Source organism: Haloarcula sp. CGMCC 1.2071 (genome assembly GCF_037078445.1).
Taxonomy (GTDB): Archaea; Halobacteriota; Halobacteria; order Halobacteriales; family Haloarculaceae; genus Haloarcula; species Haloarcula amylolytica.
In genome coordinates, this window is sequence record NZ_JAYMGY010000005.1 from 149,247 (window position 1) to 163,790 (window position 14,544).

At 56.6% G+C, this 14,544-nt stretch carries 11 protein-coding genes; 2 read left to right on the forward strand and 9 right to left on the reverse strand.

Annotation, left to right across the window (positions count from 1 at the left end; translation table 11 throughout):
- Window positions 1-290: 290 nt before the first annotated feature.
- The 4 genes from VI234_RS12315 to VI234_RS12330 form a co-directional block, all read right to left on the reverse strand.
- Entirely contained in the window at window positions 291-728 is a 438-nt protein-coding gene (locus VI234_RS12315; RefSeq protein WP_023842983.1) for a chromosome partition protein, read from the reverse strand.
- A 282-nt stretch (window positions 729-1,010) separates the two neighbouring features.
- The gene (locus VI234_RS12320; RefSeq protein ID WP_008311735.1) at window positions 1,011-1,709 is read right to left on the reverse strand and encodes a DUF2270 domain-containing protein; all 699 of its coding nucleotides are present in this window, start codon (window positions 1,707-1,709) and stop codon (window positions 1,011-1,013) included.
- A 523-nt stretch (window positions 1,710-2,232) separates the two neighbouring features.
- Complete coding sequence (locus tag VI234_RS12325; RefSeq protein WP_336330168.1) at window positions 2,233-3,906, reverse strand: histidine kinase N-terminal 7TM domain-containing protein; 1,674 nt, start codon at window positions 3,904-3,906, stop codon at window positions 2,233-2,235.
- 144 nt (window positions 3,907-4,050) lie between these two features.
- Window positions 4,051-4,992, reverse strand: a complete 942-nt coding sequence (locus VI234_RS12330; protein WP_336330169.1) for a UbiA family prenyltransferase — start codon at window positions 4,990-4,992, stop codon at window positions 4,051-4,053.
- A gap of 465 nt (window positions 4,993-5,457) precedes the next feature.
- On the opposite strand from VI234_RS12330, the gene VI234_RS12335 reads away from it, so the two are divergent.
- Window positions 5,458-6,414: a bile acid:sodium symporter family protein gene (locus VI234_RS12335; protein WP_008311731.1), complete on the forward strand. Its 957-nt coding sequence runs from the start codon at window positions 5,458-5,460 to the stop codon at window positions 6,412-6,414.
- 216 nt (window positions 6,415-6,630) lie between these two features.
- On the opposite strand, the gene VI234_RS12340 is transcribed toward VI234_RS12335, so the two are convergent.
- Genes VI234_RS12340 through VI234_RS12350 form a run of 3 tightly spaced genes read right to left on the reverse strand, consistent with a single transcriptional unit; the run spans window position 6,631 to window position 9,918 of the window.
- Window positions 6,631-7,590, reverse strand: coding sequence for an ABC transporter ATP-binding protein (locus VI234_RS12340; RefSeq protein WP_336330170.1), 960 nt, complete (start codon window positions 7,588-7,590; stop codon window positions 6,631-6,633).
- Complete coding sequence (locus VI234_RS12345) at window positions 7,590-8,702, reverse strand: FecCD family ABC transporter permease (RefSeq protein ID WP_336330171.1); 1,113 nt, start codon at window positions 8,700-8,702, stop codon at window positions 7,590-7,592. The genes VI234_RS12340 and VI234_RS12345 overlap by 1 nt, the downstream gene beginning before the upstream one ends.
- A gap of 4 nt (window positions 8,703-8,706) precedes the next feature.
- Entirely contained in the window at window positions 8,707-9,918 is a 1,212-nt protein-coding gene (locus tag VI234_RS12350; protein WP_336330172.1) for an ABC transporter substrate-binding protein, read from the reverse strand.
- 547 nt (window positions 9,919-10,465) lie between these two features.
- Between VI234_RS12350 and VI234_RS12355 the strand changes: the two genes are divergently transcribed.
- Window positions 10,466-11,122, forward strand: a complete 657-nt coding sequence (locus tag VI234_RS12355; RefSeq protein ID WP_336330173.1) for a lactate utilization protein — start codon at window positions 10,466-10,468, stop codon at window positions 11,120-11,122.
- Window positions 11,123-11,306: 184 nt separating this feature from the next.
- Here the strand turns inward: VI234_RS12355 and VI234_RS12360 are convergent, their stop codons facing one another.
- Together VI234_RS12360 and VI234_RS12365 are read right to left on the reverse strand one after the other, a co-directional pair.
- The gene (locus VI234_RS12360; RefSeq protein ID WP_008311725.1) at window positions 11,307-11,903 is read right to left on the reverse strand and encodes a TetR/AcrR family transcriptional regulator; all 597 of its coding nucleotides are present in this window, start codon (window positions 11,901-11,903) and stop codon (window positions 11,307-11,309) included.
- A gap of 145 nt (window positions 11,904-12,048) precedes the next feature.
- Window positions 12,049-14,541 carry an efflux RND transporter permease subunit gene (locus tag VI234_RS12365; RefSeq protein WP_336330174.1) on the reverse strand — a complete coding sequence of 831 codons (2,493 nt, stop codon included), beginning with the start codon at window positions 14,539-14,541 and terminating at the stop codon, window positions 12,049-12,051.
- Between the last annotated feature and the right edge of the window lie 3 nt (window positions 14,542-14,544).

The following is a 14,544-nucleotide window of genomic DNA, read 5'->3' on the forward strand; positions in this document are numbered from 1 at the left end:
CTCATCTCCATTCAAATTCCGTATACTCTGTAGCGGAGTCAAGCACAGATTTCTCGTCTGTGCTGAGACCAGCCCCTTCATCCCTCTTCCAAAAGTACCAATGAGCAGGTAAGACCGACTACAGGATAGGGTATTCCGGGCGTGCGGTAGCTCCCGTAACTGTCATCGCCGGCCATCTGTGAAGAATTCAACCACACAGGATGGGATGTCGTGTAATAGCCAAGCCAACAGTATAGAACAGACTCAGCGGTTCTGAAATGTGGCTTACTCAAGGGCCAAACTCTCAGTTGTCACTCATCGGGACCGAACTCCTGGCAACCAAATCGGTCAATGTTCTCTGGCTGTGCACAGAGATAATCGAGCCGTTTTTCCATTTCGGACCGTGACATGCCCGCTTGGTTTTCACGGGACTCCGCGAGCCGGGCTTGGCTGGCATTTAACATTTTTTCTTTCCTTTCTAGTTCCGAAAGAAGTGTGTCTACGTCCTCGTTGCGTGTTTCTAACTGTTTGTTGAGGTTTTCAGCACGGGATTTTTCCGCCTTTCGGTCTTCCCGGGTCTCGTTCAGTTGTTCACGCAATTCCTCGTTTTCAGCGTGGAGGGCTTCGTTCTCTGTTTGTATGTCCTGTGCAGAATCCTGAAATGCAACTGTTGTCCCGACTGTCCCACTGGTGGCCACCACAGTAGCGACGAGTAGCCAGGAACTGATATTGCGTGCAAGCGTGGTCACCGGTGATACTCCTCTGCTGTAGCCTGAGTATTGTACTGGCGCCTGTCCCGGTGCAACAGTACCGAAGGTTGAGTCATCATGTCCCTGCCTGATTGGTATGTGCTACTAATCGTAGTTCCCAGTTGGTTACATTTGGATAGCGATGAATCTCCAATAGGGCATCGACACTGGTGTAGAACCTAGATGAACTGACCGATTATTTCGTGTCCGTGATCGGCGTTACCCACAGCATACACCACTGTCACATAATTTCCGTGGGACTTCGGTGAATTCCAGAATACCCTATTGGCGGAGATCTTCGGACCGAAGCTCTCCTTTTGCGTGCCATGTTCTGGGGCGGACGGCGACGACGATTGCAGCGGCGTATAGTAGTCCGACAGTGCCGATGACGACGACGCCGGGAAGCATACCGATAGCAGCGCTATCTGTCCACGAACCCGAACTGAACACGGTAATTCGTATGAGCCAGGCGGTTAGTAAGACAGTGAAAAGCGGCAGGTACACTCGCCGGAGTCGGTGTGCGATAGCTTCTTCGGTGCTGATTTTGATTGTCGGCTGGCGGTAATCGGCACTCAGTGACTTGCGCCAGTCCGGGTCGGCCACGCCTGCAGCGGGGTCTAAACCGTAGGCGAAGACGTTTGCCTGTAGTGTTCTGACTCGGCTTCGCCAGATGTCGTAACCTCGATATCGCCTGGCCTCGATGAACAGAAACACTGCAAGCGTGGCCGTTCCGATCAAGAGGATGTAATGAGGAATGTCCGGCCGCGAAAAGGCCCATGTGAGGATCGCAGAGATTACCAACACTGCCCAGTTGGTTGTCCGGTCGAGGCGCTCGCGCCAGAACTTCATCCGGTGGATCTCGCCGCGGTAAAGATGGGCCATGGCTGAACTCGGACCCATATCCTCCTCTAGCAGGCCCTCACCGACTTCCCGATGTGTCGAGTCGCCCGCGTCGACGTCCTTGTTTGAGACCCGTGTCATGAGTGGAAGATGAGCGGCTGGAGATTCGACTCGGTCGTGTGCTGAGCGGCTATCGCCGAGTCGACACTATTGTCGGAGTCGCTCCTGTCGTAGTCAGGGGGTATATCTGCAGTAGCCACCTGTTGAGGTCCCGTAGTCATCGTGTTACTCCGTTGTGCGGACGTAGTGCTTGAGAACGTCCGTGCCCGTTTTTTCCCCCGACGATAGCTCGTCAATGGTTTGTTTCGCCTTGACGACCGGCATCGGACAGTTCTCCCCTGTGACACCCAGCATCTGAGTAGGTCGTGGTTGGCCATAGTATTGTTCTCTACTATCAATACTGTAGCCACATATAAAAGCACAACGGTAGTGTCCCAGAAGGCGATAGGCCACATACAAGCATTCTTGGAGGGTAAATCGGGATAGGTTTTGGAGTTTTAGAGGGTTTAAATTGCGTAATAATGGACTAAATCCTGAATACTATGGGACGGTACTCACTCAGGCACAGAGGGAGAATCGTCCACCTTCTCAACGTCTCGGTGACTTATCCTGATGAGAGAATCGGAATCCGTAGGGAGACAGTCGTTCCCGTCGTCTCACTCGACTCGATATCGACTGTCCCACCTGCGATATCAGTTCCCCACACAACCAGTGCCAGCCCGAATCCGCTCCCGTGCTTTAGCGGCGTTTCCGAGCCATGTTCTACGAGAGCGAGCTCGTTGGAGTCAATACCGGGCCCGTTGTCCCGGACAGTGACCTGAACGTATTCGCCGTCCCGTTCGACCTTGATTGACACAACAGGGTCGGGAGAGGTATTGTGTTGAGCGGCGTTTTGAATGATATTCAGACAGACGACATCAAACAGGCAATCCACCGCGAAATCTGTCTGCTCGGGAGCATACTCGAACGTGACCTCGGGATACGCTTCGCTGGTCGAATCGAGACACTCGTCGAGAATAGAGTTCAGGCTGAGAGTATCTCGTTCCTCTCGGCTTTGTTCAAAGATATCGATAACCGAACGGACTTTTTCCCCGAGTTCATTGATTTCGACGGCGTGTTCTTGCAGGGTTGCGGCCTTCGACTCACTATTGTGCGTGGCTAGATACGCAGCGTTACCGAGGATGACTTGCACGTTCGTTCGGATGTTGTGCCGGAAGACCCGGTGGAGAACCTCTAGCCGTTGCTGGTCACGGAGAAGGTTACTCACATCGTGTAAAGTAATGACCCGGCCGATAGTCCGATCATGGATATCTGTTACGAGACTTTCGGAGACGTCGTACGACTGGGACGCCCCCTGGGGACGGTAAATCGTTTGCCCGGCCTGTGTTGCGCTACCGAGCGCCGATAGATCCGGACTGATTTGTTCAAGTGGTCGGCCGAGGGCTTCGTTCGGCGTCGTCTGCAGGGCAGTGGTAGCCTGGTCGTTCATATCGACGATATGGTCGTGCGTATCCAACACGAGAGCCCCTTGCTGCATCTGCTGAAACAGCGAATTGCGAGCATGGCGTATCGGCGTCGGATTTGCACCGAAGAGCTGGAACCTGGTGAGTGCACCTAGATACGCGAGACCGGACACGGCAAAGGCAATCGGTGTCGGATCGACACCGGCAGATGGGAGTGACCCCATCAAAAAGAGGACGTTCGTCACCCAGGGTGCCAGCAGACCGAGAAGGAGCGCTAAGCTCTGGCCGCGGAACGGGTCCACTTGACTCGTAACGAGTTTCAACAGCGGAAGTGCCCCGAGAAGGCCCAGCAAATACGTATAGCCGGCTATAATCCAAAACCAGACACCCGGCGTTCTGTTCAACGTCGCAATTCCGTGTTCCTGGATGATGACCGAATTAGTGTACAGTAACTGGTGGGAGTGGCTCGTGAGTCCCAGAAAGACGGTAATTGCAGGGACGATCGAATAGAGCAGGATGTGCTTGCGGGCCGTATACTCGGTATAGCCGGCATATTCGAGCGAAAAAAGCAGCCACGCTATCGGAATGATTGCAACACCGATCCAAGAGACATCGACCCAGAAAACCTTCGAGCTCAGCGTCGCTGCATCAATCCGGAAGATCAGCGTGGCCGACCACCAGCACTGGCCTGCCAAAAGCAGAATAAGTGGGTCAGCGCCGGGTTCTGGGCGCTCTTTCCAGGCAAGGAGGCCGCCCGTAACGCCGACCGCAATCGTGGCGACCAACACCATCTTCATCAGCGTCAGTGAGAACACAACTATGTTGAAGATTAATCGGGCGCCATCGTTATAACCTATTTGCCTTCGAAAGTATCTAAGATTGACAGAACCGCCATCAGAGGGGCGAATACTGGCGGAAGAGAGGGTGCTTTACAAATAAAGGTAATTTATATGATAGTGCTACTGGCCGAGCAGTGGGAAGACCACAACAACAAACGCTGGTAAGCGAGTACACTCTGCTGCGACCGCAAGTGCACTGTCGTTTTCGGTTCGGTTAAGACAGAAGATGACGCCATTCAGGAAGAGCAAACTAAGTAAGAGAACGATTGCTTCCCTGAGATTGATGATATTTGCAACAAACGCAACACCGAGCAGAACCGCTGTCAGACCCGTGATTCCGTAGAGGATATACTTAGTCCAGCGAACACCGACCACAACCGGGAGCGTCCGGACACCGATTTCGCTGTCACCCTCCTTATCGCGCACATTCGGAATTTCTGTATTGACGAACGTCGCCAATACGAAAAACAGGAACACGACACCGACCGCCGGAGAAGCGGGCGCACCAACGTACGTTATCGGCAGACACACAATGACGAGCGCCCAGACTACAGCGACGAGAGTTGAATTGAGAAGGAAGACCTCTTTCAGTCGCTGGGTACCGCTCGGAAGGGTAGGGATCCAGTCACAGGCGTAGAGAATCCAGCACACACCCGGTAACAGCGATAGACCAAAGCTGATGGGCCCACCCAATGCAGACAGGGCCACAGCAAGGCCGTATGCGATAGCCGCCAGAACGTAGAAGCCGTTCTGATATCGGCGCACGAAGGCAGTCCGTGCGGGGGACGTTTTCGCATCAGTTTCTAAGTCTGCCAACCGGTCGTTGCCATACACTGCGAACGTGAGCAATCCTGCCACAATCGGAGCCGGCGTTAGTGGGAGCGCCAGTAGTTCACTCACAAGGACTGCTTCCGCCATCGCAATAACTGCGAGATACACGGAACTGTAGAGAAATATATTCCTGACTGGTCTCGTCAGCGTAGCTAGTTTTGTAATCAAAGAGCGGTTCCTCACGGACTCTATGTCAGGCTGCTTGCCTGGGTTTTGTGCATCAGTCGGCATAGCTGCAGTAGAATATCGGCGAACTATACAGTAAAGTCCTACCCTATATTAAATATCTTCAAAAGTCGAAGTAAGTTTGGTTTGGCTTCGTCGTGGATGAGAGTATAGCCAAACGTGCGGAACATCTTCGTATCTATCCAAGCGCTGTCTGAGCAAGCGACCATGGAATAGATTGAGTGGAGACGGGTTGGGGGATACTATCAATGGCCAGGTGGATACCACTCCGTGAGCAGTTCACCACGGGAGGCCCTGTTCGCTCTCGGACAGACTCACTGTGCGTCGATATCAATCTCGACCCAACAATAGCGATAGTAGCCATTGATTTTCAATTGGTACTATAGTCCAGAGAACCAGCGGCCGTCCCACATTGTGTGTTCGTCGTCCGACAGTACAGCGATCCAAAGTAAGCTTTTTCTACATTGTTCATCATCCAGAGATGTGACTTCGACATCGACGCTTCGAGCGGTGAGTCGGGCTGCGAGCAAGTACTTCGTTGTCTGGGTAATCCTTCTGGCAGGGATCGCTCTCGTCAGGCCGGACCCGTTCGTCCCAGTGTTGGACTACGTGTCCCCGCTGCTCGGGCTAATCATGCTCGGGATGGGGTTGACGCTCCAACCGGCGGACTTTCGCCGGCTAATCGAAGAACCGGTCGATATCGGTATCGGCGCTGTCACGCAGTGGCTGGTGATGCCTGCCGCTGCGTACGGGCTGTATGTCCTCCTTGATCTTCCGGACGCTGTCGGAATCGGTCTCATTCTGGTCGGTGCCGCTCCCGGTGGGACCGCGTCGAACGTGATGGCGTATCTCGGTCGGGGTGACGTGGCGCTGTCCGTCGCGATCACGACGCTTACCACCCTTGCAGCGCCGATCGTGATGCCGGCCTGGGTAGTGTTTACCCTCGGCGAACAGATCAACGTCACCTTTGCGGAGATGTTCCGGAGCATCATTCAGATCGTCATCATTCCGGTGTTGCTCGGGTTCACAATCCGGTACTTGCTGGACCGCTATTCGCCCAAAGCCGCTGAAATCGGCACCGACGTGTTCCCACTTATCAGTGTCGCCGCGATTGTTGCGATTGTCGCTGGCGTTGTTGGCGCGAACGTGGACAACATCCTCACGGCTGGTCTGCTTGTGCTCGTGGCGGTCGTCGCCCACAACGCGATCGGGCTTGGCTCGGGATACGGTGTCGGGCGGGCAACTGGAATGTCGAAAGACCGCGTTCGGACCTGTGCGTTCGAGGTGGGGCTGCAAAACAGCGGTTTAGCCGTCGCGCTGGCGACAACGCTGTTCGAGCCTGCAGCCGCACTCATTCCGGCGCTGTTCAGCGTCTGGCACAACATCACCGGGCCGGCACTGGCAAGCTTCTTTAGCTGGCAGGACGACGGACAGAAATCCGTCGAGGCTGTGCCAAGCGACGACTGAGGCTCGCTTCCCACGGTAACCCGATTTTCGGTGTTATCAAATCCGCTCATCCAGTGGTGAGCGACCAGGCCGTACGGACATGGAGGAGCCAGGAAGCGGGGGACCCCTTCGGCTATCTCAACAAACAGAGTAATCGTATCCCCCGAACCGTCTGACGACAAGATCAGTGATGTCGATTCTGACGCAGTCTGGATGTCTGGGTGGTGCTGCCACCGGTCACGGTTCCCGATCAGTATCCGGAACGTCCTCGGGAACAGGACCAACAGTGGTGTGTGCCGCCTGCGCGTCGGTGACCGGGTCAATCGGAATTACCTGAAGCCCGTACTCGGTTTCCAGAACCGCCGCTTCGATCTCGAAGACGTCAGCAAGCAACTGTTTCGTGACCACCTCCTCTGGCGGGCCGCGGGCGTACATCGAGCCGTCCTTGAGTGCGACGATGTTGTCGGCGTACCGCGCTGCCTGTGCGATATCGTGGAGCACGAGGACGACCGTTATCTGACTCTCATCCCGGAGCGTTTCCACTATCTGCATCACTTCCAGCTGGTGCTGTGGGTCGAGGAACGTCGTCGGCTCGTCCAACAGCAACACGTCCGTGTCCTGCGCGATTGCCATCGCAATCCAGACGAGTTGCTTCTGGCCACCGCTCAGGCTGTCGACATCGCGGTCACGGAGGTTCTCAATGCCGGCAAGTTGAATCGCGTCGTCGACGGCGGCTCGGTCCTCGTCGGACGGCGACTCGAAGAACCCAGTATGTGGGTACCGTCCGCGCTCGACCAGATCACCCACCGAGATACCGGTCGGAACGACGTTCTCCTGGGAGAGCAGGCCGAGTTTGCGTGCGAGTTCCTTGGACCCGAACTCGTCGATCGTCTGGCCATCGACAAAGACGGTTCCGTCGTCGGGCGAAATCTTGTCCGCCATCGCTTTCAGGAGCGTGCTCTTCCCGCTCCCGTTCGGGCCGATGAGCGCGGTCACTTCGTCCGGTGGGACGGCGATCGACTCGCCGTCGATGACAGGCTCGTCCCGTCCAGAGTACCCGACAACGAGATCGATCCCGTCGATTTCTGCGGCCGACTCCGATGTCGTTTCACTGGCGCTATCGACGGCTCGTGTTCCGGCCTCGGACCCGTGTTCGACTGTCTCTCCGTCCATCTGTGAGGGCCGACCGTCAGCCATCAGACTTCACCCAGGTCGGTTTTCTTCCGCATCAGGTAGAGGAAGTACGGGCCGCCCACGATGCCGGTGATGACGCCCACCGGCAACTGGACGGGGCTCAAGGCGAGCCGTGCACCCACGTCTGCACTGACCAGCAGCGCCGGTCCGAGGAACAGACACCCCGCAAGCAGCAGCTTCGAATCGCTACCGACGAGATTACGGACCATATGGGGAACAATGAGCCCAACGAACCCGATGAGGCCGGCGACAGCGATTGCAGCCGCCGTCGAGAGAACGCCGATCCCCGCGATAGCGAACCGGACTTTCTCGACCGGCATCCCCAGTGAGTCCGCTCGGTCCTCGCCGAGTGCCAGTACATCCAGTTCCTGCGTAACGGCGAACGCGAGCGCCATCGCAAGGACGGTGAACGGCAACGCGATTCGTACCTCAGCCCACCCAGCGTTCATCAGAGTCCCGGAGAGCCACGCCTGCGCGGACATCGCAACGCCGAGGTCGTCGATGAAGAAAAACAGCGCCCGCTGGACGGACCCGAAGACGGTGCCTACCACAACACCTGCAAGCACCAGTCGGACGGGACTGGTGCCGTTCTTCCACGCGATAGCATACATGAGCTGGAACGCGAGTCCGCCACCGGCAGCCGCGAGTATCGGTAGGAACGGCACCAGTCCGGAGAGGAGTGTTAGCGTGAGCAACACGACTAATCCAGCCCCGTCGCTGACACCGAGGATGTACGGGCTCGCGAGTTCGTTGCGCGTGATTATCTGAAAGAGCGCTCCCGATACTGCGAGGTTCGCGCCGACCAGGACGCCGACGAGGATACGGGGCAGCCTGAGGTTCCAGACGATGAGTTGCTGGCGGGTCAACCACTCCGGGACCGCTGCACCGAGAAACGCCCACCGCCAGACTTCGAGGCTGGACAATACCGCCGGGTCGAAGACCGTCTGCCACGCCTCGACCAGCGTGAACGGGTACGCGCCGAAGCTCACCTGCAGTATCGTTGACCCGAGCAGGACGGCGAGGCTGCCGGCGATAATGAGGGCGAGCTTTGAGACCTCGTACCTGTCGGTCGTTCCTGCGCGTAGGTTCGTGAGCCGGTCGAATACCTTCGCCATCGCGTTAGACGTTTCCGTTGATGATGTCACTGACCGCCCGGCGGTCGAACAGTTTCTCTTCGTCGGGGACGTCGCGGACAGGACCTGGCCACTCGCCGAAGCGATCGGGCCAGACTTGCTTGGCGGCGGCCTCCGTGGCGAAAAGATCGACGATAGGACCCTGGTATTGGCCGCCGATGCGGATGATGTTACCTTCCTGAACGGCGGTGAGGTCCTGACCGTTCGGGTTGTTCTCGAACGGCTCGACGACGTTGTTCACGAACTCTTCGTGAGTTGCGGTTGTGAGCCGGCCCACGGCAGCGATGTAATCTGGATCGTGGGTGAGGAGTTCCTCGTAACCGACGGTACCACCGCCGGGGATCTCAGCATCGTAACCGTCCCTGAGCCCGAGCCGCGAGAGGGGCTTGGTCTGGTTGTGGTATTTGTGGATATCAGAGAGATAGAATTGGCCGGAAGCCGGGTCTACGCCGCGCCACACCGCGATGACGGAGGGGCGTTCGTCCTCAGGGGGGAGATCAGACCTGATGTTCGCCATGAACTCGTCGTGCAGCGACTCCCAGGCCCGATACCGGGCCTGGCGCTGGAAGACCGCCGCCATCTTCTCGAAAACGTCGTAGAGTTCGTGGTAGGTTTCCTGCTTGTACCCAAAGGGATGTTCGGGGCCGAAGCGGATCGAGGACGCGACGAACGGACCGGTGGCCTCCTCGATCTCCTGAATATCGGAGTCCGCCCAGTCGGTGAAACGTCGTAATCCCCGAGGGTCGATGAGATTGACAGCGGGGCCGGCAGCGTAGAAGTTCTCCTTGTCGTAGCCGGACTCGGAGCCGGCCGCCAGCGCCATGATGTCGTCCTCGTTGAACGTAACGTCGGGGAGGATGTCGTAGAACTTCCGTGGCGCCCGTGCCATGTCGGTCGCGGCGGTAGGCTGGATGCCGAGCGCCATCCCGATATCGAGGTAGACGCTAGGAATGACCGAGTACGACTCGGGAACTCCTTCGAACGTGAACTCGCCGTGGGGCTCAATTTCGACGGTGTACGGCGTTGAATTTTCCGGAGTCGATTGCTCGGTACCTGCCGTGGCTTCGGCCTGGTCTGTTTGGGAAATCGCGGCCCCATCCCCGGTGGTTCCTCCATCATCGGAGCTCCCACTGGAACAACCGGCGAGGGAAGCCACCAATCCGACACTACCTGCAAGTACTTCGCGTCTACGTGTCATCGCTTTTCAGGTGGACCTAAAACAGATTAGTGATTCCTCCCTTTCGACGTAACACGGTGTGTACGATGTTCAGGCCGTGAAATATCGAGCCGCTATGCGTCGTCCGTACTCTGCTCAGGCGTCACCGGCGATTGGAAACGCTGAACGAGTGCTCGCACTGCGGGCAGTGATAGCTTGTCGTATATCCGGTGCTCGAAACGTCCCAGTCGCCCCCGATCATACCACTCTCAAAATCACAGTCCGGACAGAACAGTACCATTTTCGAGGGTGTCCCGATAGCGTCTGTAGTTTCCTTACGAGCCATTTGCATTGATAGCGTAACATGATGAATGGAGGGCAATATATGCTACCCCCCGGTTTTCAGCATTTGATATCGCAGTCAGCAATCAGAGACCTCGTGCTGTTTCCGGACAAAGTACAGCCATGTGTCACACCCTGTCAGGTGATCGGGGTATCACCGATGTAACTACCAGACATCGGTGTCCGCGAGCACTTTTGTACTAGCTACGCCTTCATGTTGACGCTGATACACCTACCGCGAAACAATATGTCTCAACAGAAATCAGAGTACGCAGACGACGCCGATATTGACCAATCACTGGACGAACTGGCCTCGGAAGAGACCATTGAGCAGACCGTCGAGAACCTCGAGGCAAACGGGTTCGATGTCATCGTCGTTGACTCGACTGATGATGCGCTCGCAGAACTTCAGTCACTCATCCCTACAGAGGCGTCTGTGATGAACGGCCACTCGACGACGCTCGAAGAGATCGGGTTCGTCGAGTACCTGAGTGACGGGGACCACGAGTGGGAGAGTCTCCCCGACGAGATCTGGAGTATCGACGACGACGCAGAGCGGCAGGCCGCCCGCCGGAAGTCGCAAACGGCCGACTACTTCCTCGGTGGCATCAACGGCATTTCCCAGACCGGCGAACTCGTCGCGGCAGACCGCTCGGGGAGCCGTATCGGTGCGTATCCGTTCGCTGCCAGTAACGTCGTCATCGTCAGTGGCGTGAACAAGATCGTGCCGACACTCGAAGACGCGCTCGACCGACTGGAAAACGTCGCGTACCCACTCGAAAACGAGCGCGCGAAGGAGGCCTACGGCGTCGACTCCGCGATTGCCAAACAGCTCATCCTCCGCCAGGAGCTCGAAGAGGATCGCACTACCGTTGTCCTCATCCGCGAGCACCTCGGCTACTGACTGCAGTACAACAGAGGGTGGTAATCGGTTCCGCCGCCTTGCGTTGCCGATCTAAGCACAGTATCGAAGAACTAGCGGCCCGGGGTACGTTTCTGTGCTCCGCACTCCGCCGGAAAGAGCTATTGACCGGCTTGGTCCAAACCGTGTGAGAGCGGAAATTCGGCGACGACCATGGCGACAGGCGCTACGAAATCAAATGCGAATCGATATACGAAAAAAGGGAGGCTTTCGCTGCTCCTGTTGCGGCTTCGCGATTGGTCGTGAGGCGGCTATACATCGTTCCTTTAATCATTGCTAGAATGTGCTCGGCCATGTGTGTCGGATCCACGTCGCGAAACACGTCAGCCTCTATCCCTCGACGAACAGTGTTCTCGATGATTGCAGTAAGTCGAATATCAATCTCGGTGAACTGTTCGCGAAACACCTCCTGATCCAGCGCTTGCGGGGAGAGCGTAACTAAAACGCTGTGAAGCTGCCGTTTCTCCTCGGTTAGCTGGCACGGGAGGAGTGTCGTAATGATGTGATTGAGGTCCTCTTTCGGGTGGTCACCGATGCTCGTGTTGATTGTCGCCTCGAATCGGTCAAGAGTGAATCTGAGAAACCGAATTAGCAGGTCGTCTTTCGAGTCGTAATAGTGGTATATCGTCGATTTGGCCTTGTCGAGTTCGTCTGCAATAAGCGAGATGGAGAGTTCAGCGTATCCACTGTTTACCAGCGCTCGATGGGTTGCGTGCATGATCTCCTTTTCAGTTGTACCCAGAGCGTCACTATCTGTAGTCATACAGACAGTCCTCCGCTCCGGTTGTGGATAGGTTGACAGTACAGTGCCAATTCCTCAGGCTCTGCTTCGGAGCGTTTCCGGTCAAGCCGCCCACTTTGATCATCATGTGTCACAGGTGGGCGGAAACCGAAACGAGCGGGCCGCATTAATTCACACTCCGTGTCGAGCGCGATGAGAGCAGTGTCTCAAGCGTTCCACGACCGTGGTCCCAGATGACGATTGACGTCGGGAGGACCAGTATGGACGCCACGAACGAATAGAGAACGCTGACTGCAATTAACAATCCAAACTGGCCCAAGATCGGGACAACCGCGAGGACGAGCACGCCGGTTCCAGATGTGGTGGTGACCATACTACCCGCCAGCGCACCACCTGTTCCTCGAACACTAATGTCGAGTGCTTCAAGCAAGCCGGTATCGCCACGATACTCCTCGGAGAACCGATGCACGAGGTGAGCGGAGTAATCGATACCAAGCCCGATTCCGATTGATAACGTCGTTCCGGTGAGGACGTTGAACGGGATATCCAGATACCGCATTGTCGCGGCCAAGGCGGCAATAGTGAGCAGTATCGGCACGAGGTTCGCAGCGCCCAGCCCGGGACGCCGTTCCAGTAGCCAGTAGGCGAAAAACAGGAACGCTGCGGACGCGAGAATTGCGAGAGCCAGGCTTATGTACGCGGATTCAGCGATTACGTCCGAGACCGCTTTCAACACTACAACACTGCCGGTTGCGGTCGCTTCCATTCGGAACTCATCCGCAACGGCTCTCGTATCGTCCGTCACTTCCTGTTGACTCGCATCGGACTCAACGGAGTACACGATGCGCGTTCGCGCGTAGTCATCAGTCATGTACGACTCCGCCCGGTCGCCGTACGGCGAATCATACAGTGCGTTGTAGATGGTCGGGAGATTCTGGTCGGGGACACCGTTACCGTTTTGATCGTTCTGTTCGACGAGCTGGCGGAACTCGGGTGAAGCACGCTTGTACCGGTTAATCACCGTAAGTATGCTTGTGGTATCTGCACTCCCGCCGGCTGTAACGAAGGAGTCGGGTGGGTCCTGATTCGCCCGGTGGATCTCCTCGAGCGCCGTTCCGTCCTGTAACGACCCTTCGACGTATATCGTTACGGTGTCACTCTCACCGCTCTCGAACGTGTCTTCAAGGTAATTTATCTGCTTCGTGACTGTGTACTCGCTCGGAGCCACAGCTTCCGGCAGAACCTCGACGTATCCGGGGTTCTCTTCCGGTGGGAGGAAATCTTCAGTGGTGAACCGGGTATCAATCCCAGTTCCATACGCCCCCATGGCCGCCGTAGACACCAGGACGAGGGCAAAGAATATGTACGGGGCACGGCGGGCGATTGTCACGCCGACAGTTAGCGACTTGCCGACTGCGGAGTCCTCAGAGCCGATCGGTGCGATACTGAATTCGGGGAGGTCGTATCGCACACGCTGCCGGTCCATGAAGTGCTTGAACGACGGGAGGAAGATACCGAAAATGAGGAAGGTGAATATGATCCCGACGCTGGCCACGAACCCGAGGTCACGGATCGGACCGAGCTGGCTGGTCCCGTTTGCGGCGAATCCCAGCACTGTCGTTCCTGTCACGATGAAGAACGCTGGGAGCAGCTGGTCAGTTGCGGTCCGCATCGCGGGTGTTGGTTCGACGTCCTCGATCCGTTCTTCGCGGTATCGGTTCACTGCGTGAATCCCGAAGTCAATCCCGATGGCAAGGAGCAACGGCGGGACCGTGATCAGCATCTGCGTGAAGGGGATACTGGCCCATCCCATGAATCCGAATGTCCAGATAATCGCCATCGCAAGGGAGACAAGGCCAATCAGCAGATCAAACGGGTCCCTGTATGCGATAATGAGGAAGAACAGTATCAGGACAATGGCAGCTGGGACGACGAGTCCCAACGAGTCGGAGATGACACTGCTCAGCTCCGCAGAGATGAGTCCACTGCCGAAGACAGAGATATCACCGTCAACCGAGCTGACAATGAACTCCGCTTCCTGCTGAATGGGCGTCAGTGGTGATGACCCTTCTGTCCCAGCACTGCTTGAAACACCTGAAACCTCGTGTGTGACAGTCGTCAGTGTTGCAGATGCCGACGGCTCCTCTCGGTTTAGATCGTTGCTGAGTAGCCCTGCAACTGCCGGCTGGCGCTCAAGTGTGGTTCGGGTCGCGGACTTAATCTCCGTCTGTGAGGCTGCTTCTACGGTATCGATCTGTTCGGGCAGTGTCTCTGCGCCCGGGTTCAGCGTCTGGGCGACGGCCTGTGCGACGCTTGTCGTGCCGACAACGTCCTGTGATTCGCGCTGCGTAAGCCGGTTCTGTGCTTTCAGCATATTGAGAATAGCTGGCTTCGACAGGACGTTCTGATCCTTCTGGATAAGCGTCGTAGAGCCAGTACCTTCGCCGAACGGTTCACGCTCGAAGTTGTCGTTGACCTCGTCGAACGCCTCCTGTGCGGGAACGCCGTCAGTGAACTGTGATGTCCCTGAGTCGGTCGCAGTCATGCCGAACCCCGCCGACAGAATGAGCGTTGTGACGATGAACACAGCGACGACTGTCTTGTCACGGTTGACAATCCAATCGTCTAATACGTCGATGTATTTCTGATACTCTAGCATTGT